Raw genomic sequence first — 26,876 nt, 5'->3', positions numbered from 1 at the left:
CGAGGAGTGCGCGACATGCTGGATCCCACTTCGGTGGCGGCCATTTCGGCGGTACTCGGCGCGGTTGGCTCGGGGATGGCCAACGAGGCCGGCAAGTGGGCCTGGGAATCGACCGGCGGTGTCGTACGGCGCATCATCGGCCGGGAGGTCCCCGCCCCCGTCGGTCCGGGTGAACAGGACGACGTGGCCCGCATGGTCCATGAGCAGCTCCGCGCGAACCCGCAACTGGCGGCAACCTGGACTGCGTTCGCGTCACGATTGCCAGGCGGACCCGCTCCGGCCCGAGCCGCGCAGTCACACCTCCCCGCCTCCATCAGGTTCTTCACGGACCGCAAAGAGGCGATGAGGCGGCTGCGGCGCGAGGCGTCCCGGCGCCCGGACGGGCGCCCCCGGCTGGCTCTGGTGCACGGCCCTGACGGCATGGGGTCCAGCACCCTCGCCGTGCACTTCGGATCCACGCCGACCCGGCTCTTCCCCGACGGTCGGATCTATGCCGACCTCGGCGGTCGGGGTGCCGGGAGCGCACGCGACGTCGGAACCGCGCTTCGGGCACTGCTCCGCCAACTCGGAGTGCGGGACGAGGAGATGCCGCCCGCGACCGACCGCCTCGGTGAGTTCTTCCGGCAGTGCGTGTCGGACCGTCGGCTCCTGGTCGTGCTCGACCACGCGCATTCGGCGGCCCAGGTGAGACCGTTCCTCACGTCGGCGCCGGGTGTGTTCACCATCGTCGTCGCCCGAAGCCCGTTCTCCGGCCTCGACGCCGTACGGGTCCCGGTCGGGCCGCTCACGGACCGGGACGCGGTGCGTCTGCTCACCGACATCACCGACAAGTCGACCGTTGCCGCGGCCCGTGCCGCGCTGCCGTCGCTGCTCGCACGCTGTGGCGGTTCGCCGTATGCCCTGCGCGCAGCGGCGGACCGGCTGTCCGCCCCGGCGCCTGCGCTCCACCGGACCGGGACGGACGACGACCCGGTACGCGGGGCGGCGGAGGACAACTACCGGCTCCTGGAGCCGGAAGCCGCCAGGCTGTACCGGCTGATGGCGCTGCGCGGCTGGCCCGCCTTCGACGCCGCGACGGCCGGGCGGACCACGGGCCAGGACCCGTCGGTCGTCGCCGGGCTCCTCGAGGACCTCGCCGACCTGATGCTTCTCGAACGCGGCCGTGACGGGACCGGTGACGGGCGCTACCACTACCGCCCGGCCGTCCGCGCACACGCCGAGGCGACAGCGATCCGCGAGGACGGAATCGCGGCCTGTTCCGCGGCTCTCACCCGCACCCTGCTCGCCTACACGGACCTGGCGACTTCTGCGGCGCATCAGGCGCTCCCGGAGAGCTGGCGCGTTCCGGCCCCCGTCGACGACCGCACCGGGCAGAGCCACGAGGACCGGGGCGCGGCCCTGGAGGTGCTGCTCGCGGAGTCCGGCAACCTCGTCGAGGCCGTTCGTTGCGCCGAGGAGTCGGGCGACCCGGACACCGCCCTGCGTCTGTGCCGTTCCCTGTGGCCGTTGCAGCTCAAGGCGGGCCATCACGAGATGCTGGTACCGGCGCTCCGCGTCGGAGTCCGCCTCGCCGACGCTCATCGGCCGGGAAGCCGCGACGCCGGAGCTCTGCACGCCCAACTCGCTCATTCCTTGACCGAGTTGGGGAGCTGGGAAGAAGCGGCGGCGGAGGCCCTCGCGGCGGCGCGGTCCGAGCGGGCGGCGGGCCACACGCGAGGCCACGCCTCGGCCGTGGAGTTCCTGGGGCTGCTCAGGCTGCGGCAGTGGCGATACCGGGAGGCCTACGAGTGCTTCGACGAAGCGGGCGGCATCCTGGACACGATGGGCGCACACGAGGACGGGACCGCCGACCTGCCGCGCGCGGAGGCGCTGTTGCAACGCCATCGTGGGCGGGCCCTGCGCGGTCTCGGTGAGCCGGAGGAGGCCCGGGAGAGGCTGGGGACCGCACTGCGCCACTTCCGGGCGAGCGGCGACACGTACAACACGGCCCGGACGCTCACCGATCTGGCCGAGACGTGGCTGGACGGTGAGGACACCGGGGCGGCGCTGCCCCTGATCGACGAGGCGATCGCGACGCTCGACGGCCAGCGTGCGGACTACCATCTGTCGCACCTGCTGCGCATGCGGGAGCGCTGCCTGGCTGCCCCGTAACCCCCGGCGGGCGCACGAGGGGCGCCAGGACACGCCTTGGGGCCTCGTCGCAGGCGTCGTTCACCGCGCCGACTCCGGAGGGGGCAGCGGAACGACCCGCACGCCGTACAGGCCGGCACCCGTCCGCACGCGGAGCCCGTCGGTCACCGCCCGTGCGAGCCGCTCGTCGGTCGTGACCGTGTCGTGGCTGCCGGTGGCGAGCCACGCGTACAGGGCTGAGGCGAGGGCTGCGGGGTCCACGCCGGACCCCCCTTCCGTACCTGTGGCGGGCACGGCCACCAATCGGAGCGGCTCCTCACCACGCACCCGGACCACGCACTCGGACGGCCCGGTCACATAGGCCGCCAGGGAACAGCCCTGATGGCGGCGGAGCACCTCGGCGGTCCAGACCGACGGGGACCCGAAACGGGGATCGTCGGGTGCCCCGTCCCGGAAGATGACATCGGCCAGATCCAACTGGTCCACGTCACGGGTGTCCTCGTGCACGGCGACATGCGCGTCCCCGGCCTCGTCCGAACGCACTCCCGGCGGCTCCGTCCAGCGGGCGAGCGCGATCCTTCCCGGTCCGAGCACCTGCGTCAGAACATGCAGGGGAACGGTGACCGTGCCGGGTTCGTAATCGGGAAGCGGGAGCGGTTCGAGCGAGGCCGGCCGACCGGGTTCGGGCGCGCCCATCATCGAGTAGAAGAGTCTGCGCAACCGGACCGCGGATTCGCCCGGCACGGAGGTGGTGAACACGGCCGGCCCCGCCAACGGTCTGTGACGGCTGATGAGTTCCTCGATCTGTGCCGCCAGTGAGGCGGTGGGATCGAGGCGCGGTGCCTCCCGCATGAACGTGGAGATCGGCGCATCGGGATCGAGGGCGTCGAGCGGCGCTGCTCCCAGGAGCACAGGGGTGCCGAGGGCGGCCGCGTAGTAGGTGACGGAACCGTGGTCCCCGATCACGGCATCGGCAGCCAGCAAGGCCTGCCGCCACCCCTTCAGCGGATCGACCAGCGTCAGCCCGCCACGCCGCGCGCGATCGAGCCAGGCGCGGATCTGACCGGGCCCGTGGCCGTGCCAGACATTGGGGTGCAGTACGGCGGCGAATCGATACTCGTCCACGGGGAACTCGGCAGCCACGCGATCCAGTAGCGCGGCCACGGCATCACTCCCGTTGCCGCCCCTGCCTTCTCCGCCGTCACCGAGGAGCGAATCCGAGTTCCAGGTCGAATTGAGCAGGACGAGCCGCTGTCCCGGTCGCACGGCCAGCGCACGGCGGAAGCGCTCGCGGTAGGGCCGGGCGGCGAGCATCCGGTCGAAGCACGGGTCCCCCGCGAGAACGGCGGTCGGTGCCGCCTCGGGGCACGCGGCACTCAGGCGTTCGTACTGCTCGGGGTGGGAGAGCACGAGCGCGTCCGCGACAGGACTGCCCCGCGACAGAAGCCACTCCGGCGCAAGCCCGAAGACGGGCGCGGGCGCCGCCCCCGACCCCGACCCGGTGTCCGGTGTCCGGTGTCCGGTGTCCGGTGTCCGGTGCTGCCAGCCTCTTAGTGTATCCAACGCCGTGCGAGAGAATGGCCAACCTCCCTGAGAGAAGCTCCAGTTGACCGCCAAAGCTCGCGGAGACGACGAGATCCACCGGAGTCTCGACTGCCTGTTCCCACGGCAGGACCGGCACCCCGGTGCCTGCCAGCAACTCGGTCGTGCCGGCGGTGAACGCCGAGGAGCCCGTACAGGTCACCAACAACTGGACGCGCAGGTCGTCGTCGAACAGCGGAAGCACATCGAGCAACCGGGTCGCGGCGGTCACGTTGTGCACGACGACGAGGACCCGCAGGCACTCGGCCCGGGTGGCCCACCGTGCCGCGTCGTCCCCCACCGGCACACGCACCCACTCCGCCCGTCCGTACCCCATCCGTCCACTCCCTGCCCGCCCCGGCCCGCTCGCGGGATCACGATAGTCAACCGGCGCGACCACCGGGCACGACGCGGGGCCGCGCCTCGCCCGCCTCCTGGGCGCGGAGCGGCGGCGCTCCATCCACGAGTCTCTGCTCGAAGTCGTCGCGCGGTACGCCTCCGATGCCACTCGCGGCCAGGGTGTCGAGGTGCAAGTCGCTTACCGGGCAAAGGACTTGATCCTCGCGGAGTGCAGCCGCACGGCTGCCGCCGGGCTTACCCTGGACAACCCCCGGCCGACGGCGGGAACCAGGGTGTTTCGTCCGTATCGAGCCCGGCACGGTCCCCGAGTGAGAAGCCCCAGGTCTCCACCCTCACCGCCCCGGGCCACGGCGCCCGCCACCGCCCCGAGAACCGATCCACCGAACCTCACGGTTCAGAGCCCAGGCGACCCGTCGAAGGCGACCGGCCGCCATGAAAGGATTGCCGATGGAACCTCGCGGCTACCGCATGGTCATATCGACCCGGCAGGATTTCGTCACCACCTCCGCCCATGCCGAGCGCCAGCTCTACACCTGGCTCGAGAAGCAGAAGCGCTACGACGCCTCGGCGCTGGACGAGGGCCGCAACGACATCGCCCCCAACGTCACCCTGGACCGGGATTCGTCGTCCGGCCGGCACGGTGCGTACACCCGTTGGCGGATGCGCGAGACACCATCGCCGCAGCACGGTACGTGGCAGTCCACTCTCGTCGTCCGGGACGACCCGCAGGACGACGAGCGCCGCACCTGGATCCAGGTCGATGTCGAGCACCGGCCCACCTCTGCGGACCAGCACCCCACACGTGCCAAGACCCCCGGCATCGCGCGTCTGCTTCTGGACTCGCTCGACGCCCGGGACGGCCTGGCCGAGGTCAAGGCCAAGCCCGCCTTCATCGAGCCCGAGGACGTTCCCGAGGTCATCGAGGAACTCTGCGATGCGGAGCGCCGACTGCCGATCGTCGTCGCCAGCGTTCCCTACGGCGCCGACCCCGACGTCTGGGCCGATTCGACGGTGGAGAAGGCGTACAGCCATCTCTCCGGCCTCGCCGTGCTGTACGTCCTGTCTCCCGAGGCCCAGCCCTCCTTCAACCAAGCCCTTGAGTTCCACCCGGTGTTCGGCGGCGGCATCCGCACGTACGTCCCGGGAATCGACCCCGCCTGGAAACCCGACGCACAGCGGCACCCCGTGATGTCCCGGCGGACCATCGAGGCCGACGTACGCCGAGCCGCCTCCACGCTCGCCTCGCTCCCGCAGCGTCTGGCCCTGTACCAGCCGTTACCGGGCGCCCTGGATTCGCTGCCCATCCTGCGGACGAGGCCGCGCCCGCAGGAGCACGGCACGAACGTCGAGAAGCTCACCGGCGAGAACGCGACCCTGAACGCGATGCTTGCCGAGGCCGAGGAGACGGAGAGTTCGCAGGCGCAGAAGATCAGTGAACTCAAATCGGACCTGGGCAAGGCGGACCGTGTCGCGCACGAGCTCCGCGGTGAGAACGAGGAGCTGTACGAACAGTTCCGGTCCGCACAACGCCAGGTCCGCTTCCTCCAGGACAGGCTCGCGGAAGCCGGTCAGTACGAGGCTGCCTACTCCACTCCCGAGACTCTTGATCTCGACTATCCGGGGACCTTCTCCGATCTGCTCGACCGGCTCGGCGAGCTGCCGCATCTCTCCTTCACCGGCAAGGCGAAGATCACCCGTGATCTGGACAGCCAGTCCGTGGACAGCTGGCTTCGCGTGGCATGGGACGCGCTGCGCGCCCTGAACTGCTACGCCGAAGCGTCTGCGAACGGCTCGGCCGGCGGCGACTTTCTCAGCTGGTGCAAAGGGGAGGAGTCGCGCGACCATCCCTTCCCGGCGGCCAAGGTCGCGATGCGGGAGTCGGACACCGTCGCCCGCAAGGACAAACTCCGGCGCGAGCGCATGCTTCCCGTGCCGAAGGAGGTGCATCCCGACGAGGTGGTCTTCATGCAGGCGCACCTGCGTATCGGCTCCGGCAACACCATCGCGCCCCGGCTGCACTTCTACGACGACGGGCCCCAGACCGGCCTGGTGTACGTCGGGTACCTCGGCCCTCATCTGCGCAACACTCTGACCTGAGACCCGACCCGACCGTCCCGGTCCCGCTCGGACCGGGCCGGTTCCACACACCGTCAGGCCTCCGCCGCGTACCGCACGAACCGGCGCCGGCCTTTGGGGCCGACCGCGAACACCGAGCGGCTCACCCCTCCGGAGTCCGCGACATGGACGGCCTGTTCGGTGGCAGCGACCTCCACGCTGTCGTCGCCCCGGCTGCGATCGCAGCCCGACTCCCCTGTCCCGTCGCCCCGATGTCGAGGCTGAGGACTCGGCGGAGTCCCTGATGCGTATCCACGAAGGTGTGAAGCGGACGGATGCGGCGACCCGGGTTCCGACACCCGGCACATGGCGATACGACACACCCCTGCGCCCCATGCCTATGGGTGCCCACCCCATGGGAAGGTCTCCGGCACCGTCCTACCGTGGCGGACCTTGACCACCGAGCCCACCCCGGACGGAGAGCCGCGATGCGCAGAGCGACGAGCACCTTGCTCGGCATGCTCCTCACCCTGCTGAGCCTCGGAGCAGCCACCACACCGGCCCACGCCGCTCCCCCCGGCCACCTCAGCCTCGAAGCCACCTACACCACCGTCGCCAACGGATGGGACCGTGTCGACCGCTACCTCGACACCACCAGCGGCTTCCATGCCGAGCAGTACCCCCAGGACGGCCGTGGCGACCAGGACGGTCAGCGACGCACCTTCTTCGGCGGTGTCAAGCAGCCCTACTCGGGCCGCTTCCTCCTCTACTCCGCCCCCGGCTGGAACAGCGGCAGTCACCAGACCCCCGTTCTCCTCGTCCACGGCGCCAACGACAACGCCGACCGGGCCTGGGCCAACCCCGGCGAAGCCGGTGGCTACGGCTGCGGGGCCGTCTCCTGCCCCAGCACCGGACTCATGCAGTACCTCGCCGCCCGCGGATACCGGGTCTTCGCCGTCAACTTCGCCCACAAGCAGGGTGACAACCTGATGCAGGCCCAGCAGGTCGGCGACGCCATCGCCGTCATCAAGGACCGGCTCGGCGTCAGCCAGGTGGACCTCGTCGGCTGGAGCAAGGGGGAGATGTCCACCCGCGCCTACGTCTCCTCACTGCGACCCACCTGGGGACGCCCCTACGCCTCAGACGTACGCCGCCTCATCACCCTCGGCGGCCCCAACGGCGGCTACGACTACCCCTTCGCCCACGGCTGGGCCCACGACTTCAGCATCTGGCCGCAGTGCGGCGGCAGCGTCAACGCCCCCTCGCCCCACCTCTACATGACCTGCTACGGCACCTACACCGCCCATCCCGAATTCGCCTTCGCCCCCACCGACGGCTACGACGTCTATCCGGGCCAGCGGCAGATGCTCGCCCGCTGGGATGCCACCTACGGCATCGACATGACCCAACAGGACTGGTACACCACCTACCACGGCGGCCAGGGCTTCTACACCTCCGGCACCGGTATCCAGACCGCGATCGACGCCGGCTCCCTGATCGCCCCCCTCCACAAGGCAGGCATCCCCGGGACCGTCGCCACCTACCTTCTCGCCGGTGGCTCTCCCACCGTCCTCGGCATCTACAACGAGAACCGTGGCCCCAGCGACGGCGTGGTATTCGTCGACAGCGCACTCGACCGTACCGGCATCGCCAACGTCGCAGGCACCGCCCTCATCTCCACCGCCAACCACCTCCAACTCGGCTGGCACTCCTCCGCCTGCGCCCAGATCGCCGCCTGGCTCGGCTGACCCCGCCACACCGAAGGACGGACCATGACCTCGCCCGCACTCCTCCCCGGCGTCCACGCCCGACGCGTCACCACCCCCCGACTCACGGTCAATCTCCTCGAACTCCAGGACCGGACCGGCGAACCCGTCCTCTTCGTCCACGGCAACGTCTCCGCCGCCACCTTCTGGCAGCAGACCATGCTCGACCTTCCCGACGCCTACCGGCCCCTCGCCGTCGACCTCCGCGGCTTCGGCGACACCGATCCCCTCCCCGTCGACGCCACCCGCGGCGTCCGGGACTACAGCGACGACCTCAGCGCGTTGCGTGACACACTCGGGCTCGACCGCGTCCACCTCGTCGGCTGGAGCATGGGCGGGGGCATCGCCCTCCAGCACCTCCGCGATCACCCCACCGCCGTCCGCAGCCTCACCCTTGTCAACCCCGTCTCCCCCTACGGCTTCGGCGGCACCCACGGTCCGGACGGCCGACTCAACCACTCCGACGGCGCCGGTTCCGGCGCGGGTACCGCCAACCCCGAATTCGTCCAGCGCCTCAAAGACGGAGACCGCAGCGAGGACTCACCACTCTCCCCCCGCTCCGTCCTCGGCTCCAGCTACGTCAAACCGCCGCTCCGCCACGCACTTGAGGACGTCTTTGTCGATGCCATGCTCTCCACCCGCACCGGAGGCGACCACTACCCCGGCGACACCCGTCCCAGCGACCACTGGCCCGGCACCGCTCCCGGCTCCCGAGGTGTCCTCAACGCCATGGCCCCCAACCACTTCCGCATCGACGACCTGCACCGGATCGACCCCAAACCGCCCGTCGGCTGGATCCGTGGCACCGACGACCTGATCGTCTCCGACACCTCCCTCTTCGACCTCGCCCACCTCGGTGCCCTGGGCGCCGTCCCCGGCTGGCCCGGTGCCGAGCACTGCCCGGCCCAGCCCATGGTCGCCCAGACCCGCCACGCACTCGATCACTACGCCGCCACGGGCGGCCCCGTCCGCGAAACCGCCATCCCGGACGCCGGCCACGCCGTTCACATCGACAGGCCCGAGGAGTTCGCCGCCGCACTCCTGGACACCCTCGCCGCGGGCCGGTGAGGCGGCCGGGCAGTGGGTCGGCGTACTCGATCGTGGCGACGCCTGCGCGGCGACGTACACGGAGCGTAATTGCTCTGACGTCCAGGTAGGTTGAGGCCACAATGTGATCGCTTTCGCGTTCGGAGGTCTCCATGAGTGAGCAGCAGTCATCCGTCACCCCTCCCTCCGGGCCGATGTCGGACCGGATCGATACCACCAGGCCTCATTCCGCCCGCTTCTGGAACTACTTCGTGGGCGGCAAGGACAACTACGAGGTCGACCGTGAGATCGGCGACCAGATCAAGGAGTTCTTCCCGGGCCTTGTCGACGTGGCGGTGGCGGGGCGGCAGTTTCTTCGACGTTCGGTGAGTCATCTGGTGGAGGAGCGGGGAATCCGGCAGTTCCTCGACATCGGGACCGGGCTGCCCACAGCGGACAACACCCATCAGGTGGCCCAGAGCCTCGCCCCCGAGGCGCGCATCGTGTACGTGGACAACGACCCGCTCGTGCTGGCGCACGCTCGCACCCTGCTCACCAGCACACCCGAGGGGGTCACCGACTACATCGACGTGGACCTCTACCAGCCGGACGCCATCCTCGCCGAGGCCGCGAAGACGCTCGACCTCGACCGGCCGGTGGCCCTGATGCTGCTCGGCATACTCGGCCACGCGGGCGACTTCGCGCGGGCCCGTGAGGTGGTGGGCGAGCTGATGGCGGGCCTGCCGACGGGCAGCCATCTCGTGGTGTACGACGGCACACGCACCAGCGAGGGGATGATCGCCGCGGAGAAGGCGTACATCGAGAGCGGTGCGGTGCCGTACTACGTTCGCGAGCCCGGCGAGATCGTCACGCTCTTCGACGGGTTGCGGCTGCTCGACCCCGGTTTCGTCCGGCTCAGTGAGTGGCGGCCCGACGCCGACAGCGCGACTGTCTCTGCGGACGTCGACGCCTTCGGCGGAATCGGCGTCAAGGAGTGACGCGAGGCGGGTTGTCGGCGGCTGCCGAATCCTCGGATGTCCGTGCTGCGTGGGCTTGCCTCGCAACTGTCCACGCTCGCACCGATGTCGATGGTGGTGTCGCCTTCCCTGCCATGGGCCGGTGCCTCGGCCCGCACGCGCCGGGGGCAGAGGCGCCCACCGTGAACCGTCGCGCCGCTCAAGACCGTGCACGACTACTACGCGAAGTGGACGCCGAACCACTGCTCGGCGCCCCACGCCTCGAACCGTTCCAGTTCGGTGAACCCGAGCTTCGCCGCGAGGCGCATCGAGCCGGCGTTGGCGGTCTGGGTGTAGAGCACCACCGGCTCACCGGGCAGCGCGCCGGCAAACCAGTCGAGTGCCGCTGTGCACGCCTCGGTGGCATACCCCCGGCCCCACGCCTGCGGCAGGAACAAGTAGCCGAGCTCGGTCCCGCCGGCCGCCAGACGGTGGTTGCTCGGACTCTCGGGGGCATGCGGTTTGAGCTGGATCGTGCCGATCACTGCTCCGTCGAGCTCGACCGCGAACCAGCCACGGCGCTGCCCGGGCACGTCGGGCACCGTGCGTTCGAGCTCGGCGCGCGGTCGAGGGCCACCGAGGTAGGTGTTCACCTCTGGCGAGGCGTTCAGCTCGATGACCGCCGCACGGTCCCGGGCCTCGGACTCGCGGAGTACGAGCCGCTCGGTCTTGATCGGGGCAGGTGGCCAGGCGAGGGCTCCGTGGTCGGTCATGCCGGCCAACCTAACCAGCAGACTCAGAAGCGATCAAGACTCGCCGACCGATCAACCCACCGACCCCGGCCTCGCCCTCACCAACGGGGCCGGTCCCTACAGGCCACGACTGTCGGCCACCTGCCGTTCCAGCGTCGGCAGGTACGAAGGATCGGGGGGTAGAAGTCGCACCCGGCGCACTGGAAGCGGATGCGGCAGTGCTGACCACCGGCCTTGACGTTGCTGGGCTCGCTGCATCCACCGTGGGGAACTGCGGCCGTTTGTCCCTCGTAGGCCGGCGCGTCACTGAAACCACGACCGTTGCCGTGCCGGTCGGTGGTCATCCGGGCCACCGTCTCGCCGGTCGTGCGCTTCCGTTCCAGGGAGACCTTGTAGTAGCCCAACGTGGTGTCGGTTTCGCGGTGATCCATCAGTTCTCGAAGGTGGTCCACGTGGACGCCGGCGTCGGCGCCCTGTTGCCCGTAGGCGTGCCGAAGGCCGTGGAGGATGTGAGGCGAAGAGTCAACAGGCGGGTCCCGAGAGGCGAGATCGACCGACTACTCCGCCGACCTGCCGGACTTTCCCCGTCCAAGCTTCCTTTCTACGTTGATGACTACGTCTGGGAGTACGTCCACAGAAGAGTGACGCGACGGAGCGCGCCAGCGGCCGTGGACCTGGAACAACAACTGCCCGCAGCGCCAAGAGAGGCTGTTATGGCGAGAGAGGATGGCCCCGAGCCTATGTGCTGACTTGCGTCAACAGGGCGGGCCGTCGCGGGCTGTATTCGGACAGGTTTGCTGTCTCATATCGCCAGATCCAGATTCCGCCACCCATAGGGACGGAAGGGCGCGTCTAGGCTCGCTGCTGTGGATGCCGAAGTTGCGGGGCTCGTCGGGGCGCTCGGCGGGGGAGTGATCGGTGCCGCCGGAGCTTCGTTCGCTGCGCTTGTCGCCTTTCGGGGTGCGCGCTATCAGTCGGACCGTCAGGCGGAGGCTACTCGTGAGCAGTGGTTGCGTCAGATCCGGCGTGACTTGTACGTCGAGTTCATCGCTGCTTGCAGGATCTGCTACAAGGAGATGCAATCAGCGGTCGCAGACTCCGGAGCGGTCGATGCGGCAGGAGTCCAGCGATGGACCGAAGCGGCACTGACCGTAACCAACGCATATCGAGCGATGGAGCTTGAAGCCCCGGACCCTCTGGTCCGGCTCGCTGAGAGGCTGCAACTCATGAGCGCCCCGCCGGGGGCGGTACTCGACGCCGCAGTGAACGGCAGCTCTCTCGTCCACGCGGACAACCTGAGGGCTGAGCAGGTGTTGATCACCTTTTACGAACTGCTACGGGTCTTCGTCGTGGATTGCAGGAACTCGCTTCAGGGCGATCAGCCGCCCGGTTCCTTCGCACCGGTCCGGGTTTAGGAAGCCTGCTCCAGGAGGCGTCGGGGATGTTCAGTGTCGGCAGGCGACCTGTGGCCGTACCAGACGCCGGCTCATCCGCGTGACCATCGACCGCCGGAACACCGCCTCGCTGCTGGCCGGCAACGTCTCGTAGTCCCGGGCCGGGCGGCGGGAGTTCATCAGCCACGCGAACGTGCGATCTGCCACCCGGCGTCTGGGGAGCACCACGAACCCTGCCATGGCGTCGGTGTGCTTGACGATCTCCAAGGTCAGGGCGAGTTCGTCCCGGCACCAGTCGACGAGGCCGCTGGTGTGGCCGCCGTCTGCCCACACGAGGGTGATGTCACGGTGCAGGCGGCGCAGCCGCTGCAGCAGGCCCGAGGCGGCGTCCCGGTCGCCGATGTTCGCGGCGGTGACCGTGACGACCAGGAGCAGACCGAGGGTGTCGGTCAGGATGTGCCGTTTGCGGCCCGGCACCTTCGTCCTCACGAGGGATCATACGGTTGCCGAGCAGTCGAAGAACTGCCGGTACTCGACCAATCACCAGGTCGTCATCGATGCTGACCCCCGGCTCGTCGTCGCCGTCGGTCGGCCGCTGCCCGGCAACCGCAATGATTGCAAGGCGTGGGAGCTTTGCGGCGCGAAGGCCGCCGTCGGCCGGGCCACAGCCATCGCGGACGGCGGCTACCGGGACATCGGCCTGCTCATCCCGCACCGCCGTGAACGCGGCCGGACCGAATTGCCGGCTCGGAAGGAGGAGCACAACACCTCCCACCGCAAGGTCCGGGCCCGCGTCGAGCATGTCTTCGCGCGGATGAAGGCCCGGAGAACCTTCGCGACCGCCGTCTGAAAGGCGACGGCGTTCACACCGCCGTGCTCGGCATCGCCCGGCTGCCCAACCTCGCCCTCACGGGACAGCTCTCGCCCCGTGCGAGACCGGAGAGGTCCGGGACAGGCGGCTCCCCAGATCTTCGGCTCGGAGGATGCTCAGTCGATACAGAACTCGTTGCCCTCGATGTCCTGCATCGGGATGCACGACTCGTTCTCGTCATCGGCCAGCAGCGTTTGCACGTGTACCGCACCGAGCGGGACCAGTCGTGCGCATTCGGCCTCAAGTGCGGCGAGGCGCTCCTTGCCCACGAGACCGGTGCCGACCCGCACATCAAGATGCAGCCGGTTCTTGGCGGCCTTCCCTTCAGGAACGCGCTGGAAGTACAGTCGCGGGCCCACACCCGAGGGATCCATGCAGGCGAACCATGAATCCCGCTGCTCAGGCGGCTGTGAACGCTTGAAATCATCCCAAGTGGCAAAACCCTCCGGTGGTGGCGGTACGACGTACCCCAACACCTCGCACCAGAAACGAGCGAGACGCTCAGGTTCTGCGCAGTCGAAGGTGACTTGGAACTTCTTGATCGCTGACATCGGTGCACCGTACCAAGGGACTTGAGGCTCTGCCGTTCATTTCTCCCGTCTGCCCGGCGGCGCCCGTCCGTCCCGCCCGTCAGCCCGGCGCGTCCGACAGGGCCTTGTCCGCCGCGCCGCCCGACGCGTGCCACAGCGTGGTGACCGGAACCCATACATGGACTCCCGCGGGCATGCCCACGGTGGCCGCGCGGAAGGTGACTCCCTGGTGGGAGGGGTCGGCCGCCACGGACAGGCTGCCGACGACATGTCCTTCGGTCGCCCCGGGGGCCGCCGTGCGTACGGCGGCGTACGCACGCTCGCCCGCGGTGAGGACGTATCCGCCGCTCCCGGCGGGGGGTACGGGCTCGGCGGAGCCGTCCAGGCTTCTGAAGGTGACCGTCGGGATCCGGTCCACGGCACAGGTCCGGTCGCCGTGGTTGGTGACGCTGATCCGGGCGACATTCCGCTGTCCGCCGGGTGCGGCATGCACCTCCAGGGCCCGCTCCGGGCAGATCCCGGGACGGCTGTCGGTCCGGGCAAGAGCCGTGCCGGTCGTGGCCGACACCAGGGCGGCGGTCAACGTCAGGGCGGCCGTGGCGGTGCGTGCGAGGGCGAGGGAGGAGTGGAGACGCATGGTGTTTCTCCTGTTGGATCGACGGCCTGCGGGCGCGACCGGACGGCCCGGCGGCCCGGTGGGCCGCCATGGACAGTGTGACCCGAGTCTCTCGAACCTTGCGATATATCGGACGTATCGGTCGGTGTATCCGGATGCCGGCGGCGGAGTCGATCTCGGAGCCCGCGCCCACGCCCGTCCTCCTGCCCCGTGCACCGCTACCGTGCCCGGAGCGTCGCCGTCACTTCGCGGTCGGGCTGGAGCGTCAGCGCCGGTACGGGGTTGACGACGCCCGGGTCCACGTCCAGTCGGAACCGGCGGGCCAGCACCGCCAGGATCAGCACCGCCTCGACCATCGCGAACCGCGTCCCCAGGCAGACCCGGGGGCCGCCGCCGAACGGGAACCAGGCGTACTCCGCGATCTCGTCGCCCGTCTCCGGGTCCCAACGTTCGGGGCGGAACTTCTCCGGCTCGGGAAACCAGCGTTCATCACGGTGCGTCGCCCACTGGCTCGTCCACACCCTGGTGCCGCGCGGCATCGGGACACCGCCGATCCGCGCGCCCTCCTTGGCGACGCCGGTGACCAGCCAGATCGTCGGGTAGAGACGCAGGGTCTCCTTGACCACGCACTGGGTGTACGTCAGCCGGGCGTAGTCGTCGAACTCCGGCTCCCGGTCGCCCAGGACCCGGTCCAGCTCTTCGTCGAGCGCGGCGCGCGCCCGGGGATCGCGGGACAGCAGATACCAGGCCCAGACCAGCGTCGAACTGGTCGTCTCGTGTCCGCCGATGTACAAGGTGACCGTCTCGTCGCGTATCTCCTGGTCCGTGAGGCTCGCGCCTGTCTCGTCCACCGCGGTCAGGAGCCGGCTCAGCAGGTCGGGGCGGTCGTCCCCGCCGTCGCGGTGCCGGGCGACCACCCGCCCCACCTCGGCGTCGATGACCGCGGCCGCCTTCCTGATCCTGGCCCGGCCCGGCGTCGGCACCCAGTCCGGCAGGAGCGCGCCGATACCGGCGAACTCCTTGCCGATCTCCTGCTGTGCCACATCCATGGCCCGGCCCATCGCCTCGGCGTCGGCCGGGGTGTCCACACCGAAGATCGTGCGGACCGCGATCCTCTGCGTCAGCGCGGCCATCTCCCGCTTGACGTCCACGCGTTCACCGACGGACCAGGTGTCCGCCAGCTCCACCGCGCTGCTCGCCATCGTCGCCGCGTACGAGCGCACCTGCTTGGGCCGTACGGAGGGCTGCACCAGCGACCGCTTCCGTCGCCAGTCCGTACCGCGGGCCACCACCACGCCGTTGCCCATCACCGTGCGGAAGGCGATGCCGAGTGCAGGCTGGTCGAAGGTGCGTTCCGTCTCGGTGAGCAGTTCGCCGATGCACTCGGGATCGGCCACGTACACGCACGAGTTGGGGCCGAATCGCCAGCCGACCATGTCCCCGTGACCGCGCAGCCGCTCGAAGAAGGCAAGGGGGTTCCTCGCGAACCACGGCAGGTTGCCGAGAAACGGCAACCCCTTCGGGCCGGGGACGATCGTGTGGCCTCGCGGTTCGGCGCCGACGGCCGGTCCGGTCTCCGTGGACATGAAAGTCTCCGCTCCCTTGTGGCGCACCCGACGGGGTGCGCAGCGACCTGGCCTCAGAGGTCCCGCACGGCGCGGACGACGTCATCGGCCTTGTGCGGTACGTGAGTTGTCGAGGGTAGCCGTCGTGGTGCCCGGAGCGCGCGGGTGGCGGGGCGGCGGAGGGGGATCTGCGCGCCGTCGCCGGACGGACTCGGTTCCTGAGCCCGTCCGGCGACACCTGTCGGGGGGCTCCCGGTCCGGAGCCCGTCCCGCGACAGGTGGGTCAGACGCCCGGCGGAACCCGGGACGGGCGGCCGCTGCCGCGGGTGAGGGAGTAGCCGAAGACCGCCGCGATCGCCCCCAGGACGCCACCGCCGACCGTCCACAGCCAGCGGTCGGTCCACCAGCCGGAGGCCCAGCCGTCCTCGGGCTCGCTGCCGAGCGAGACCTTGGTCGACGTGTCCTCACCACCGGTGGCAGGTGAGTCCGACGCGTCCGAGGCCGGTGAGACGACGGACGTACCGGGGACCAGCGGCCGGGCGAGCGTGCCGTCGACGTCCGCGGCGCCGCCCGTGTCGGCCGACGTGACCTCGACCTCGGTCTGCACCGGAAGACCGAGGTCCGCCGAGGGCAGATCGACGACCGTGAGGCGCACGTAATAGCTGCCCGGCAGCGGGTCGTTGGCCCACGGCTCGGACCAGGCGCGGACGGTTCGCAGCACACAGGTCAGCTCGACGGTCGACGCGTCGGCCGCCGCCTTCCCGGTCTGACGGCCGTACATGCAGGCCTGACGGCGCCGCAGTCCGTCGTACACGTCGACCTGCCAGGTCGACGCGCCGTGCCGGGTGGCGGTCTCCGGCAGGGTGATCTTGGCCTTGATGGTGGAGCGCTGGCCCGCGTCGGCGGGGAACACCCAGTACAGGTAGTCACCCGTGGAGGCACCGGCGGTGGCGCGCTGGTTCTGCTGGATCGCCGTGGCCGTACGGAAAGTGGTGCCGGCCTCGGTGGGGCCGGACGCGCTCTCGGAGGCGCTCGGGTCCGGGCTCGCCGACGGGTCGTCGGCCGAGGCGGCTCCCGCCGACGTCAGCAGGGCGAGGCCGGTCAGCAGCGCGCCCGCGAGCACACGTGTCGTACGCATCATCAGTTGGTCCTCCAGACGGCGACGCGCCAGCGCGAGATCCAGCCGGTCAGCAGGCCCGCGACCAGCCCGGTCAGCACCAGTACGCCGAGCAGCCACCAGCCGTGGCCGAGACCGAACGCGGCGACATCCGCCGCGTCGTCCGGGGCGTCCACCAGGTCCACGGTCAGCTCGACCGGCATGCCGGGCTCGGTCTTCACCGAGGCCGGCGCCGAGAAGGAGTTGCTCAGCTGGAGGCACACCGTCTCGGCAGGAGGTTCGGTGCCGTCGTCCGCGGCGTCCTGCTCCGGCTTCGGGTAGCGCAGGCCGGAGGAGATCGCGTCGGTGCGGCCGGTGCCCGACTCCGAGCCCCGGACGATCTCCCGCCCGTGCACGGTCACCGCGCGCAGCAGCACACCGTAGTCGTCGTTCACGGCACGGTCCGCCGAGACGCTGACCGAGGCGCGCAGTTCCTGGCCGGGGCGCACGTCCACCCGGTACCAGCGGTGCTCGCCGATCTTCTCCCGGTCGGTGTACAGACCCGCCTTGAGCTCGGGAGCCTTGGAGCAGCGGTCCGCTCCCTCGGTCGCCACCGGCGTGACGACGGGCTCGGCCGCCCGGTCGACCAACTGCTTGACGCGGCTGGAGAGTTCATCGCTGTGCTGGACGGCGGTGTAGGTGCCGCCGGTGGCCTCGGCGATGCAGGTCAGCTGCTCACGGATCTTCGCGTTCGGCACCAGGCCCAGCGTGTCGATGACGAGGTGGATGCCGCGGGCCGCGATGTCACGTGCCACCTCGCACGGGTCGAGCGGGCCGCAGGTGTCCTCGCCGTCGCTGATCAGCACGATCCGGCGGGTGGAGTCACCGCCTTCGAGGTCGTCGGCGGCGCCCAGCAGGGCCGGGCCGATCGGGGTCCAGCCGGTGGGTGCCAGGGTGGCGACGGCGGTCTTCGCCTCGGTGCGGTCCAGCGGACCGACCGGATACAACTGCTTGGTGTCCTTGCAGCCGACCTTCCGGTCATTGCCGGGGTAGTCGGCGCCGAGCGTCCGGATGCCGAGCTCCACCTGCTCGGGCACCGCGTCCAGGACCTCGTTGAACGCGTGCTTCGCCGCGGCCATCCGGGACTGGCCGTCGATGTCACGGGTCCGCATCGAACCACTGACGTCGAGCACCAACTCGACCTTGGGGGCGGCTTTGGTGGGGGTCTCGTCGGCTGCGGCGGGAAGTGCCGTACCGAGCCCGGCGGTCAGGGTGGCGAGCAGAATGCCCACCCCGACCGTCAGCCTTCTTCTTATGATCATCGCCGGATACTATTGAAGATCGCTTCGCTTCCCCAAACCGGTCCGACGGTGGCCGCGGGGCCGCCGCCCGGGGCGGCTCGGACGAAGTGGCAGCCGGTCGGCGCCCCTTGCCGGGTGTGTCGGGTGTACGGGAATCAGGCTCCGCCCAGCAAGGGGGCCGCGGCCCGGTCCAGAACCGATCCGACCCGCTCCCAGGCGTTCGAGTCCCTTTGTGTGGCGGGGAGTTGAGATTCCTTTCCGGTGTCCCAGCCGGTGCTGATCGAGACCGGGTCGTCGCCGGTGGCCGCGGCGGCGGCGAGTGCGGCCGCGCCCAGGGCCACCAGTTCGCCACTGTCCGGAACGATCAACGGGCGCCCGGAGAGCCGCCGTACCGTCTCCACCCAGGCGTGCCCCCGGGCGCCGCCGCCGATCAGGCGCAGCGGCCGGGCGGCGACCTCGGGGTCGGCGGGGTCGAGGCCACAGGCCCGGAGAAGTTCGTCGAGTGCACGCAGCACGGTGACCACCGCGCCCTCGTAGGCGGCGCCGAGGAGTTGCTGCGGGGTGGTGTCGTGCCGGAGTCCGGTGAGCAGACCGGCGGCGGTGGGCAGATCGGGGGTCCGCTCGCCGTCGAGGTAGGGGAGGAGCACCGCTTCGCCGCCGGGGACCGCGTCCTCGCGGTCCAGGCCGAGCAGCGCGGCGATCTTGTCCACGGCGAGAGTGCAGTTGAGGGTGCAGGCCAGCGGGAGATACGTACCGTCGGTGGCGGCGAAACCGGAGAGCGCCGTCGAGGCGGGCCGGGTCCGGGAGGCGGCGAAGACCGTTCCCGAGGTGCCGAGGCTGAGGACGGGGTGGTCCAGCAGTCCGGCGCCGCCGAGTCCGAGGCCGACGGCGGCACTCATGTTGTCCCCGGTGCCCGCTGCCACGGCGATCGAGGCGGGCAGGCCGAGCGCATCGGCGGCCTCGGACGTCAGCGAGCCGATGCGGGTCGCTCCCGTCCGAGCAACCTCGGGAAGCAACGAGGCGTCCAGGCCGAGGAGTTCGAGCAGCCCGGGGTCGTAGGCGCCGGTCGCGGTGGAGTACCAGCCGGTGCCGGAGGCGTCGCCGGGGTCGGTGACGGCGGCACCCGTGAGGCGTTCGGTCAGGAAGTCGTGGGGGAGACGGACGGCCGCGGCCCCGGCGGCGTTCTCCGGCTCGTTCTCCCGCAGCCACTGCCACTTGGACGCGGTGATGGCGGCCACCGGCACCGACCCGGTCCGTGCGGTCCAGGCCGCGGCCCCGCCCAGTGCCGCGGTGAGTGCGGCGGCCTGCGGGGCGGAACGGGTGTCGTTCCAGAGCATGGCGGGGCGCAGGGAGCGTCCGTCGGGGCCGAGGACGACAAGGCCGTGCTGCTGTCCGGCGACCGCGATGCCGGTCACGGCGGAGGCGGCGACGCCGGACTCCTTCAGGCCGGCGGCGACCGCGTCGCACAGCGCCCGCCACCACACCTCCGGGTCGCTCTCCCGAGCCCCCGCCTCGCCGGTGACGACATGCGGTGCGCGGCCGACGGAGAGCAGCCGGCCGGTCCCGGCGTCGACGAAGGCGGCTTTGGTGGACTGCGTGGAGCTGTCCACGCCGATGACGACGGTGCCTGGCGGCATGGGCGGCCTCATTCCTGTGCTGCGGGCGACGGGGAACCGGGGCGACGGCTGCGGAGCGTACCTCGCCGAGGGGGCGGCTGCGGGAACCCACCCGTTGATTTGATCGTACGGAAAACAAATTACGTGATCGATCTCGCCGGGAACAGTGATCGATCGGCTGTTTCGCCGATGAGGGGTTACGCGTCCAGGGGGTCGCGTGCATGATTAGTCATGACAGTGAACAAATAGGGTTTGGTCACCTCGACCAGCCATGGAACCCCTCAGTACCGAAGGCGGAGACGATGACGGAACGCTTCACGCCCACCCCTGACGACAAGTTCACCTTCGGACTGTGGACCGTGGGCTGGCAGGGCCGTGACCCCTTCGGTGACGCGACCCGTACGGCGATCGACCCGGTCGACTCCGTCCGGCGGCTCGCGGAGCTCGGTGCGTACGGTGTGACATTCCACGACGACGACCTGATTCCGTTCGGCTCGACGGACAGCGCGCGCGAAGGGATCGTGAAGCGGTTCCGGCAGGCGCTGGACGCGGCCGGACTCGTCGTCCCCATGGCGACGACGAACCTCTTCACCCACCCGGTGTTCAAGGACGGCGCGTTCACCGCCAACGACCGGGACGTGCGCCGTTACGCCCTGCGCAAGACCCTGCGCAACATCGACCTCGCCGTCGAGCTCGGCGCGACCACCTACGTGGCCTGGGGAGGTCGCGAGGGCTCCGAATCCGGTGCCGCCAAGGACATCCGGGTCGCCCTCGACCGTATGAAGGAAGCCTTCGACCTGCTCGGCGACTACGTCACCGAGCAGGGGTACGACCTGAGGTTCGCCATCGAGCCCAAGCCGAACGAGCCGCGCGGCGACATCCTGCTGCCGACCATCGGACACGCCCTCGCCTTCATCGAGCGCCTTGAGCGCCCGGAGCTGGTCGGCGTCAACCCGGAGACCGGGCATGAGCAGATGGCCGGGCTGAACTTCCCGCACGGCATCGCGCAGGCGCTCTGGGCGGGAAAGCTGTTCCACATCGACCTGAACGGCCAGTCCGGCATCAAGTACGACCAGGACCTGCGCTTCGGCGCGGGCGATCTGCGCCAGGCGTTCTGGCTGGTCGACCTGTTGGAGACGGCCGGGTACCAGGGACCGCGGCACTTCGACTTCAAGCCGCCGCGGACCGAGGACTACGCCGGTGTCTGGGCGTCGGCCGCGGGCTGCATGCGCAACTACCTGATCCTCAAGGAGCGTGCCGCCGCCTTCCGGGCCGACCCCGAGGTGCAGGAGGCGCTGCGCGCGTCCCGGCTCGACGAGCTGGCCCGTCCGACCGCACAGGACGGCGTGGCCGGGCTGCTGGCCGACCGGTCGGCGTTCGAGGAGTTCGACGTGAACGCGGCGGCGGAACGAGGGATGGCGTTCGAGGCCCTGGACCAGCTGGCGATGGACCACCTGCTCGGGGTCCGCTGACCTCCGCCGCGGCGACGCGGGTCCATGGGGGTGGGCCGGACACCCGGCCCACCCCCATGGCACGGCCGGCCGGGACGCAGGGGCGGTCGGACCGGCCGGCCGGCCCGGTCGCGGATCGGGGGAGGGGAGGCGGATCGGCCCGTACCCGGCCGATCCCGGCGGGACCCGGGCGGCCCGGTGGCCCGTCCGTCCGGTGGTGGGCCGTACGCGCCGCGCGTCCGCGGTCGAAGGCGTGTCAGCCGGGTTCCCGGCTCCTCGCGTGCGCCACCGGGTCGGCCAGTACCCCCGTCATCACCAGCGCGGCAGCACCCCGTGCCGCGTCGCCCGCGACGGACGAGGCGCGCAGTCGACCGCTCCCGGGGGACCAGAGCCCCGACACCACACGGCCGGTCAGCTCCTCGTCGGCGGGCGGTGACAGCCACGGCATCAGGTTCCGGTAGACACCGCCGAGCACCACCGCGTCCGGGTCGAGCAGATTCACCGCCCCGGACAGCACCCGCCCCAGCATCCGGCCGGCCCCCGCGACAGCGGCCACCGCCCGCTCGTCCCCGGCGCGGGCGCGTCGCTCCAGCTCGGCGACGCCGCCTTTCTTGCCGGACTCCTCGATCCCGGCGGCCCGCAGGAGCGCCGCCTGCCCCGCGTACTGTTCCAGACAGCCGCGCGAGCCGCACCGGCACTCCGGGCCCGCCGCGTCCACCACCACATGCCCGATCTCCCCGGCGAATCCGTGCGCCCCGCGCAGGAGTTCACCGTCGATGACCAGCGCGCCACCGACACCGATCTCGCCCGTCAGATAGAGGAAGCTGCGGAGGGCGTCGAGTCCGCCGAACCAGAGCTCGGCCAGCGCCGCCAGATTTGCCTCGTTCTCCGAACCCACCGGCAGCGCCCGGTGACCGGGGCGTTCGGCTGCGAACGACGCGGCGAAGAGCTCCTCGGCCGGAACCCGGTTCCAGCCCAGGTTGGGGGCCTGGCGCACCGTGCCGCCGGAGACCAGACCGGGAAGCGCGAGGGTCACTCCGACCGGGAACAGTTCCTGTTCGCGTGCCGACTCCAGGGTGCGCGCGGCGATTCTGGCCGCCCGCGCCAGCACCTCCGCAGGAGGCGCGCCGCGGTTGTCCAGGTGCTCGGTGAGCCGCACCCGGCCGGTGCCCGCCAGATCGACGACACACACCGACACATAGTCGATGTTCACCTCCACGCCGAGCCCGGCGGGCCCCGTGCGCGCCACCTTGAGCGCGGTCCCGGGGCGCCCCGCCTGTCCGCTGAAGGTCTTGCCGGATTCGGTGAGGAATCCGATGTCGAGGAGCTGCTCGACGAGCGAGGACACCGCCGCCCGGGTCAGTCCCACTCGCGCGGCGACCCCGGCCCTGGTCGCCTCGCCCTCGTCCTCGTCGCGGACGGCACGCAGCACCAGGCTCAGATTGCTCCGACGCACGGTGTCCTTGTCGGCCTTGGGCCCCAGCGGAGTGAGGTTGTTCTTCATATCGGATCCGAGCCTATGCGATGGGCCGTGCGCTCCGTCCGGTGAGCCGGTGCGCCTCCAGGGCCCTTGGTACCGGCGGTCGCCCGTCGCGTTCCCGGCCGGGACGGCCCGCCCGCGGGGGTGAGGAACCATCGCGAACGGGCCGCCGCCGACCCCGTGAGCGCACCTGGCCGCACGGGGCGTCGGCACGTCGGATGCTCAGGCCGTCGAACCACGCTCCTTGAGCATGTCCGCCATCAGCCCGATCTCCGACTGCTGGCCCCGGACCATGCCCGCGGCCAGATTCCTGATCTCCTTGGTGCCGGCCGCGTCGGCCGCCGCCTGTGCCATCTCCGCACCGGCGCGGTGATGGGTGGTCATCAGCTTCAGGTACAGCACCTCGGCGGCCCTGCCCTTCGCCGCGCGCAAGGCGTCGAGTTCGCTGTCCGTCGCCATGCCCGGCATCAGTGAACCGTCACCCCTGGGCGTGAAGGTGTGCCCCATCCACTTCATGGGAGGAGCATCGGACGACTTCGCCCGGCCCCACATCTCCAGCCAGCCGAGCATCATGCCGCGCTGGTTGGCCTGGGTGTTGATGATGTCGTACGCGAGTCGGCGCACCGCCACGTCGGACGTACGGTCCCGCACGACGAACGACATCTCGACCGCCTGCTGATGGTGGATCGACATGTCGCGGGCGAACCCGACGTCGACCGACGTGTCCGCGGGGGCGGGCGCCGATGAGGCGGAGCCCGCGGACGAGGACGGCCGTACGAGCATCAGTGCGACCAGGCCCAGGGCCAGCAGCAGCACCACCCCGCCCGCCGCCGTCATCGGGCGCGAGGAGCGGGTCGTCGACATCACTGGGCGACTCCGCCGGTGCAGGCGGCGCCCGGCTCCGGGGTCTGCGGCCCCTGCACGTACTTGGTGAAGAACTGCGCCACGCGCGGGTCGGCGGCACTCGTCACCGTCACCTGCTTGCCCCACGCGCTGAGCATGAGCGGGGCGGCCTGGTCCTCGACGGGGCTCATCAGCGAGTAGGGCGTGGTTTTGACCCGCTCACCGAACTTCTCGATGTCGGCAGGTTTCGCCTTGCTCGTGTACGTGACCCAGACCGCGCCGTGCTCAAGGGAGTGGACGGCGTTCTCCTTCGGTATCGCCTTCGTGTAGACATCGCCGTTGCAGTTCATCCACACCGGATCGTGGTCGCCGCCGACCGGCGGGTTCATCGGGTAGTCGACCGTCTTCTCGACATGGTTCTGCGCGAGCTTGTCCCAGGTCCGCTCGCCGCTCACGGGCGAGGACTTGGCCTCGGCGTCGGCCTTCTCCTTCTTGTCGGCGGCGGACATGAGATAGCCGCCGCCCGCGACCAGTGCGGCCACCACGGCCACGGAGGCGGTGAGGACGATGACGCGGCTGCGCCGCTCGCGGGCCCGCTCCTTGCGGCGGGCCTCCTCCAGCTTGGCGCGGCGCGCGGCGGCAGGGGTCTTCTTCTTGGCTGCAGACATGGCAGTCCTTCGGTTCAACGTGATCGATGGAGTCGAGGGCATGTGGGAGTACGTCCTCGGTGTCCCGAGGAACGGGCCCTGCCTCTAGATCCGTTGAACCTGCAGAAGGAGATGGTCGACTTCCCCCACGGCGTCGTTGGACGGGCCGCGGATCGCGGCAGCGCCGGTGAGCGGGGCGACGGGGGCGGTGGCGGTCGTGCGGGGAAGGGCTGCGGGTGCGCTCTGGCCGGGCAGCACGACCGGTGTCGCGTGCTCGGAGGTCCCGTGGCAGGAACTGCCCGTGCCCCGGTCGTCCGGGGCCAGGGCGACCACGGCCTGAACGGCCACCTGATGGATCGGAGTCATGCCCCGGGCTTCGGCCGTGACGTGTGTGCCGGCCCCGTGGGCCGTCGAGCCCGGGGCCGCCATCGAGCAGCACGAGACCACGGCGAGCAGTACGAACAGCCAGCCGAGAACGGCCGACGCGCGGACGCTCTGCCGTCGTCGGCGCGTCCCTTCGCTCGGCGTGTTCATCCCGCCATCCTACGTGGTGTGTGAAGTTTCAATGAGGGGTGGGAGGGGTTCGGACGGGGGAGTGGGCCCCCGCGGTCGGCGGGCCGCGCCCGTGCGCCGCGGCGGGCGGGGCGGCTCCCCGTACCGTGCGATGATGCGCCCATGCCGTACCTGGTGCCGCCCCATATTCCTCCCGGGCGCCTCGCGGAGTCCGTGCAACCCGCTCTCCCCGTCGACGAAGACGTGCTCCTGCGACCGTGGCGGTCCGGGGACGCGCCGGCCGTTCTCGTCGCCTTCGCCGACCCGGCCATCCAGCGCTGGCATCTGCGCCGCGCGGACACCGAGGACGAGGCACGGGACTGGATCGATCAGTGGCGCGACGCCTGGTACTGCGAGACCGGGGCCCATTGGGCCGTCGTCCGCCCCGGGGGCGCGGCCGACGGTGCCGAGGAACTGCTGGGCCGGATCTCGCTCCGTTCGCTGACACCGGCCGTCGGTCAGGCCGAGTGCGCCTACTGGATGCTGCCGGCGGCCCGAGGACGGGGCATCGCGCCCCGGGCCCTCGCGACGCTGACACGCTGGTCCTTCGACGAGATCGGGTTCGAGCGCCTCGAACTCCACCATTCCGTGCTGAACGAGGCGTCCTGCCGGGTGGCGGCCAAAGCGGGCTTCGCCCTGGAGGGCACCCGGCGCCGGGGCCACCTGCACGCCGACGGCTGGCACGACATGCACGTCCATGCCCGGATCCGCGGGGACGGCGTCCCGGAGTGACCCCGGTCGCGGCCGGTCGCCCTCGACCCGTCCCTTCTCCACCGTCGAGGCCGGCGACGCGCGACGACCGGACCCGTTCCGCGACCCTCCCGGAGCGGCCCGGACCCGGTGCGGCGCAGGCGCGGCGCCACCCCGTCACGAACCGCGCGTGAGGTCATCCGCGGTCCAGCGCACGGTCGGTGAGAGGGCCCGCACAGCCGGTGTACCGGGCGGGCTCGGTCAGTTCCGACAGATCGAGACCGGAGAGTTCGGGCTCCTCGTCGAGCACATCGGCGAGTACGTCGGCCAGATCCGTGGTCTCCGCACGGGCCCGAGCGGCCGCGTTCACCAGTACCTCCTTGGCGCGCGTGCGACCGATCCGCTCGGCGAACACGGCGGCGAGCCGTTCCGAGACGATCAGGCCGTCCGTGAGCTGGAGATTCTCCCGCATGGCGTACGGGACGACGCGCAGTCCCTCGGTGAGTTCGGCGGCATCGCGCGCGGCCCCGCCGACGAGCCGCAGCAGTTCACGCAGCGGCTCCCATTCGGCGTGCCACGCCCCGGCCGGCCGCTCGTCCCCGGCGGCGAGCGAGCCGTACAGCGTCGCCGCCAGGCCGGGGGCGCGACGGGCCGCCGCCGCGATCAGCGTGGCGCGCACCGGGTTCGCCTTCTGCGGCATGGTGGACGAACCGCCGCCCTGGCCCTCGGTGACCTCGCCGATCTCGGTGCGGGACAGAATGAGCACATCGGCCGCGAGCTTGCCGAGCGCGCCCGCGGTGAAGGCCAGCGCACCCGCCAGGTCGGCGACCGGGGTACGCAGGCTGAGCCACGGCAACAGAGGCTCGGCCAGACCGAGTTCGTTCGCGAACGCCTGGAGCACGGCCAGCCCACGACGGTCTTCGTCGGCGACGGGATCGTCGGCCGCGTCGGCCTCGTCGACCGGGGCGAAGGCGTTGAAGGCGGCCAGCGTCCCCGCCGCACCGCCGAGTTGTACGGGCAGCGACTCCCGCACGGCCGACAGCCGGTCCCGTGCGTCGAGGACGAGCGCCCGCCAGCCCGCTGCCTTCAGTCCGAAGGTGGTCGGCACGGCGTGCTGGGTGAGTGTGCGGCCGGCCATCGGAGTGCTGCGGTGCGCGACGGCGAGGCGTGCCACGGCGTCCGCGGCCCGCACCAGGTCGTCGAGCACCGGGGCCAGGGTCCGCGCGGCGACCAGCATGGCGGCGGTGTCGAGGATGTCCTGGCTGGTGGCGCCCCGGTGGACATAGGGCCGGGCGTCCGGTTCCACGAGGGCGACCAGGTCGGAGACCAGGGGGGTGACCGGATTGCCGCTCGCGCGTGCGCGCAGGGCCAGGTCCCGTACGTCGAACCGGCGCGCGTCGGCCGACGCGGTCACCGCCCGCCCGGCCCCGGCGGGGGCGAGCCCGCAGCGTGACTGGGCACGGGTCAGCGCGGCTTCGGCGTCGAGCATCGCCTGCAGAAAGGCGCTGTCGCCGCCGGCCGTCTCGGCGGGGGAGCCTGCCCGCCCGGGGGCGAGCAGTCCGGCATCGCACTCGTACATGAGCTGAACTCCAGGAAGA

The 26,876-nt window shown here is 70.9% G+C and carries 25 protein-coding genes and 1 pseudogene; 9 read left to right on the top strand and 17 right to left on the bottom strand.

Going from position 1 to position 26,876, the window contains the following annotated elements; all coding sequences use genetic code 11:
* Window positions 1-15 precede the first annotated feature (15 nt).
* The gene (locus ACIRP2_RS30750; RefSeq protein ID WP_404255964.1) at window positions 16-2,151 is read left to right on the top strand and encodes a tetratricopeptide repeat protein; all 2,136 of its coding nucleotides are present in this window, start codon (window positions 16-18) and stop codon (window positions 2,149-2,151) included.
* A gap of 60 nt (window positions 2,152-2,211) precedes the next feature.
* Here ACIRP2_RS30750 and ACIRP2_RS30745 read toward each other — a convergent pair whose 3' ends face one another.
* A complete protein-coding gene (locus tag ACIRP2_RS30745) occupies window positions 2,212-3,540 on the bottom strand; it encodes a hypothetical protein (RefSeq protein ID WP_404255962.1) in 1,329 nt (442 codons plus the stop codon).
* 554 nt (window positions 3,541-4,094) lie between these two features.
* On the bottom strand, window positions 4,095-4,244 hold the full coding sequence (locus ACIRP2_RS30740; RefSeq protein ID WP_404255960.1) for a hypothetical protein: 150 nt from the start codon (window positions 4,242-4,244) through the stop codon (window positions 4,095-4,097).
* Between the two features lie 274 nt (window positions 4,245-4,518).
* On the opposite strand from ACIRP2_RS30740, the gene ACIRP2_RS30735 reads away from it, so the two are divergent.
* On the top strand, window positions 4,519-6,168 hold the full coding sequence (locus tag ACIRP2_RS30735; RefSeq protein WP_404255958.1) for a hypothetical protein: 1,650 nt from the start codon (window positions 4,519-4,521) through the stop codon (window positions 6,166-6,168).
* Between the two features lie 53 nt (window positions 6,169-6,221).
* On the opposite strand, the gene ACIRP2_RS30730 is transcribed toward ACIRP2_RS30735, so the two are convergent.
* Window positions 6,222-6,344 (bottom strand): hypothetical protein, encoded by a 123-nt coding sequence (locus ACIRP2_RS30730; RefSeq protein ID WP_404255956.1) that lies wholly within the window; start codon window positions 6,342-6,344, stop codon window positions 6,222-6,224.
* A gap of 270 nt (window positions 6,345-6,614) precedes the next feature.
* On the opposite strand from ACIRP2_RS30730, the gene ACIRP2_RS30725 reads away from it, so the two are divergent.
* The 3 genes from ACIRP2_RS30725 (at window position 6,615) to ACIRP2_RS30715 (ending at window position 9,916) form a co-directional block, all read left to right on the top strand.
* On the top strand, window positions 6,615-7,874 hold the full coding sequence (locus tag ACIRP2_RS30725; protein ID WP_404255954.1) for an esterase/lipase family protein: 1,260 nt from the start codon (window positions 6,615-6,617) through the stop codon (window positions 7,872-7,874).
* Between the two features lie 24 nt (window positions 7,875-7,898).
* The gene (locus ACIRP2_RS30720; protein ID WP_404255952.1) at window positions 7,899-8,960 is read left to right on the top strand and encodes an alpha/beta fold hydrolase; all 1,062 of its coding nucleotides are present in this window, start codon (window positions 7,899-7,901) and stop codon (window positions 8,958-8,960) included.
* 131 nt (window positions 8,961-9,091) lie between these two features.
* Entirely contained in the window at window positions 9,092-9,916 is an 825-nt protein-coding gene (locus ACIRP2_RS30715; RefSeq protein ID WP_404255950.1) for an SAM-dependent methyltransferase, read from the top strand.
* Between the two features lie 197 nt (window positions 9,917-10,113).
* On the opposite strand, the gene ACIRP2_RS30710 is transcribed toward ACIRP2_RS30715, so the two are convergent.
* Entirely contained in the window at window positions 10,114-10,647 is a 534-nt protein-coding gene (locus tag ACIRP2_RS30710; protein WP_404255948.1) for a GNAT family N-acetyltransferase, read from the bottom strand.
* Between the two features lie 77 nt (window positions 10,648-10,724).
* Window positions 10,725-11,057 (bottom strand): hypothetical protein, encoded by a 333-nt coding sequence (locus ACIRP2_RS30705; RefSeq protein ID WP_404255946.1) that lies wholly within the window; start codon window positions 11,055-11,057, stop codon window positions 10,725-10,727.
* Window positions 11,058-11,492: 435 nt separating this feature from the next.
* On the opposite strand from ACIRP2_RS30705, the gene ACIRP2_RS30700 reads away from it, so the two are divergent.
* Complete coding sequence (locus ACIRP2_RS30700) at window positions 11,493-12,041, top strand: hypothetical protein (RefSeq protein WP_404255944.1); 549 nt, start codon at window positions 11,493-11,495, stop codon at window positions 12,039-12,041.
* Window positions 12,042-12,071: 30 nt separating this feature from the next.
* Here the strand turns inward: ACIRP2_RS30700 and ACIRP2_RS30695 are convergent, their stop codons facing one another.
* Complete coding sequence (locus tag ACIRP2_RS30695; RefSeq protein ID WP_404256256.1) at window positions 12,072-12,497, bottom strand: transposase; 426 nt, start codon at window positions 12,495-12,497, stop codon at window positions 12,072-12,074.
* On the opposite strand from ACIRP2_RS30695, the pseudogene ACIRP2_RS30690 reads away from it, so the two are divergent.
* Window positions 12,493-12,935, top strand: a pseudogene (locus ACIRP2_RS30690) (transposase); the annotation flags it as partial. The gene ACIRP2_RS30695 and the pseudogene ACIRP2_RS30690 sit on opposite strands and share 5 nt — an antisense overlap.
* A gap of 72 nt (window positions 12,936-13,007) precedes the next feature.
* Here ACIRP2_RS30690 and ACIRP2_RS30685 read toward each other — a convergent pair.
* From ACIRP2_RS30685 to xylB, 6 genes are all read right to left on the bottom strand, one after another.
* Complete coding sequence (locus ACIRP2_RS30685; RefSeq protein WP_404255942.1) at window positions 13,008-13,442, bottom strand: VOC family protein; 435 nt, start codon at window positions 13,440-13,442, stop codon at window positions 13,008-13,010.
* A gap of 79 nt (window positions 13,443-13,521) precedes the next feature.
* Complete coding sequence (locus ACIRP2_RS30680) at window positions 13,522-14,058, bottom strand: DUF4232 domain-containing protein (RefSeq protein WP_404255940.1); 537 nt, start codon at window positions 14,056-14,058, stop codon at window positions 13,522-13,524.
* A gap of 197 nt (window positions 14,059-14,255) precedes the next feature.
* Window positions 14,256-15,623, bottom strand: coding sequence for a cytochrome P450 (locus tag ACIRP2_RS30675; RefSeq protein WP_404255938.1), 1,368 nt, complete (start codon window positions 15,621-15,623; stop codon window positions 14,256-14,258).
* A 262-nt stretch (window positions 15,624-15,885) separates the two neighbouring features.
* Window positions 15,886-16,740 carry a hypothetical protein gene (locus tag ACIRP2_RS30670; protein ID WP_404256254.1) on the bottom strand — a complete coding sequence of 285 codons (855 nt, stop codon included), beginning with the start codon at window positions 16,738-16,740 and terminating at the stop codon, window positions 15,886-15,888.
* 2 nt (window positions 16,741-16,742) lie between these two features.
* On the bottom strand, window positions 16,743-18,020 hold the full coding sequence (locus ACIRP2_RS30665) for a VWA domain-containing protein (RefSeq protein WP_404255936.1): 1,278 nt from the start codon (window positions 18,018-18,020) through the stop codon (window positions 16,743-16,745).
* Between the two features lie 134 nt (window positions 18,021-18,154).
* Complete coding sequence (gene xylB, locus ACIRP2_RS30660; RefSeq protein WP_404255934.1) at window positions 18,155-19,636, bottom strand: xylulokinase; 1,482 nt, start codon at window positions 19,634-19,636, stop codon at window positions 18,155-18,157.
* Between the two features lie 281 nt (window positions 19,637-19,917).
* Between xylB and xylA the strand changes: the two genes are divergently transcribed.
* Complete coding sequence (gene xylA / locus ACIRP2_RS30655) at window positions 19,918-21,087, top strand: xylose isomerase (protein ID WP_404255932.1); 1,170 nt, start codon at window positions 19,918-19,920, stop codon at window positions 21,085-21,087.
* Between the two features lie 235 nt (window positions 21,088-21,322).
* Here xylA and ACIRP2_RS30650 read toward each other — a convergent pair whose 3' ends face one another.
* The 4 genes from ACIRP2_RS30650 to ACIRP2_RS30635 form a co-directional block, all read right to left on the bottom strand.
* Window positions 21,323-22,570: an ROK family protein gene (locus tag ACIRP2_RS30650; protein WP_404255930.1), complete on the bottom strand. Its 1,248-nt coding sequence runs from the start codon at window positions 22,568-22,570 to the stop codon at window positions 21,323-21,325.
* A gap of 198 nt (window positions 22,571-22,768) precedes the next feature.
* Entirely contained in the window at window positions 22,769-23,410 is a 642-nt protein-coding gene (locus tag ACIRP2_RS30645) for a DUF305 domain-containing protein (protein ID WP_404255928.1), read from the bottom strand.
* Window positions 23,410-24,057, bottom strand: a complete 648-nt coding sequence (locus ACIRP2_RS30640) for a DUF3105 domain-containing protein (RefSeq protein ID WP_404255926.1) — start codon at window positions 24,055-24,057, stop codon at window positions 23,410-23,412. The genes ACIRP2_RS30645 and ACIRP2_RS30640 overlap by 1 nt, the downstream gene beginning before the upstream one ends.
* Before the next feature lie 84 nt (window positions 24,058-24,141).
* Window positions 24,142-24,570 carry a hypothetical protein gene (locus ACIRP2_RS30635; RefSeq protein ID WP_404255924.1) on the bottom strand — a complete coding sequence of 143 codons (429 nt, stop codon included), beginning with the start codon at window positions 24,568-24,570 and terminating at the stop codon, window positions 24,142-24,144.
* Between the two features lie 141 nt (window positions 24,571-24,711).
* Here ACIRP2_RS30635 and ACIRP2_RS30630 point away from each other — a divergent pair, with 141 nt between their 5' ends.
* Window positions 24,712-25,320, top strand: coding sequence for a GNAT family N-acetyltransferase (locus ACIRP2_RS30630; protein WP_404255922.1), 609 nt, complete (start codon window positions 24,712-24,714; stop codon window positions 25,318-25,320).
* A gap of 154 nt (window positions 25,321-25,474) precedes the next feature.
* Here the strand turns inward: ACIRP2_RS30630 and pcaB are convergent, their stop codons facing one another.
* Window positions 25,475-26,857 (bottom strand): 3-carboxy-cis,cis-muconate cycloisomerase, encoded by a 1,383-nt coding sequence (pcaB, locus tag ACIRP2_RS30625; RefSeq protein WP_404255920.1) that lies wholly within the window; start codon window positions 26,855-26,857, stop codon window positions 25,475-25,477.
* Window positions 26,858-26,876: the final 19 nt, after the last annotated feature.

The organism is Streptomyces sp. NPDC101194 (genome assembly GCF_044767885.1).
In the GTDB taxonomy this organism is placed as follows: domain Bacteria; phylum Actinomycetota; class Actinomycetes; order Streptomycetales; family Streptomycetaceae; genus Streptomyces.
This window is presented reverse-complemented; position numbering and strand designations above follow the sequence as displayed.

Excerpts from the sequence above, each read along its gene's own strand:
- ACIRP2_RS30710 (WP_404255948.1), bottom strand. The coding sequence starts at position 10,647 with ATGACCGACCACGGAGCCCTCGCCTGGCCACCTGCCCCGATCAAGACC.
- ACIRP2_RS30645 (WP_404255928.1), bottom strand. The coding sequence starts at position 23,410 with ATGTCGACGACCCGCTCCTCGCGCCCGATGACGGCGGCGGGCGGGGTG.
- ACIRP2_RS30685 (WP_404255942.1), bottom strand. The coding sequence starts at position 13,442 with ATGTCAGCGATCAAGAAGTTCCAAGTCACCTTCGACTGCGCAGAACCT.
- ACIRP2_RS30650 (WP_404255930.1), bottom strand. The coding sequence starts at position 22,570 with ATGAAGAACAACCTCACTCCGCTGGGGCCCAAGGCCGACAAGGACACC.
- ACIRP2_RS30715 (WP_404255950.1), top strand. The coding sequence starts at position 9,092 with ATGAGTGAGCAGCAGTCATCCGTCACCCCTCCCTCCGGGCCGATGTCG.
- ACIRP2_RS30640 (WP_404255926.1), bottom strand. The coding sequence starts at position 24,057 with ATGTCTGCAGCCAAGAAGAAGACCCCTGCCGCCGCGCGCCGCGCCAAG.
- ACIRP2_RS30680 (WP_404255940.1), bottom strand. The coding sequence starts at position 14,058 with ATGCGTCTCCACTCCTCCCTCGCCCTCGCACGCACCGCCACGGCCGCC.
- ACIRP2_RS30675 (WP_404255938.1), bottom strand. The coding sequence starts at position 15,623 with ATGTCCACGGAGACCGGACCGGCCGTCGGCGCCGAACCGCGAGGCCAC.
- ACIRP2_RS30635 (WP_404255924.1), bottom strand. The coding sequence starts at position 24,570 with ATGAACACGCCGAGCGAAGGGACGCGCCGACGACGGCAGAGCGTCCGC.
- ACIRP2_RS30670 (WP_404256254.1), bottom strand. The coding sequence starts at position 16,740 with ATGCGTACGACACGTGTGCTCGCGGGCGCGCTGCTGACCGGCCTCGCC.
- ACIRP2_RS30735 (WP_404255958.1), top strand. The coding sequence starts at position 4,519 with ATGGAACCTCGCGGCTACCGCATGGTCATATCGACCCGGCAGGATTTC.
- xylA (WP_404255932.1), top strand. The coding sequence starts at position 19,918 with ATGACGGAACGCTTCACGCCCACCCCTGACGACAAGTTCACCTTCGGA.
- ACIRP2_RS30630 (WP_404255922.1), top strand. The coding sequence starts at position 24,712 with ATGCCGTACCTGGTGCCGCCCCATATTCCTCCCGGGCGCCTCGCGGAG.
- ACIRP2_RS30665 (WP_404255936.1), bottom strand. The coding sequence starts at position 18,020 with ATGATCATAAGAAGAAGGCTGACGGTCGGGGTGGGCATTCTGCTCGCC.
- xylB (WP_404255934.1), bottom strand. The coding sequence starts at position 19,636 with ATGCCGCCAGGCACCGTCGTCATCGGCGTGGACAGCTCCACGCAGTCC.
- ACIRP2_RS30725 (WP_404255954.1), top strand. The coding sequence starts at position 6,615 with ATGCGCAGAGCGACGAGCACCTTGCTCGGCATGCTCCTCACCCTGCTG.
- ACIRP2_RS30750 (WP_404255964.1), top strand. The coding sequence starts at position 16 with ATGCTGGATCCCACTTCGGTGGCGGCCATTTCGGCGGTACTCGGCGCG.
- pcaB (WP_404255920.1), bottom strand. The coding sequence starts at position 26,857 with ATGTACGAGTGCGATGCCGGACTGCTCGCCCCCGGGCGGGCAGGCTCC.
- ACIRP2_RS30720 (WP_404255952.1), top strand. The coding sequence starts at position 7,899 with ATGACCTCGCCCGCACTCCTCCCCGGCGTCCACGCCCGACGCGTCACC.
- ACIRP2_RS30705 (WP_404255946.1), bottom strand. The coding sequence starts at position 11,057 with ATGGATCACCGCGAAACCGACACCACGTTGGGCTACTACAAGGTCTCC.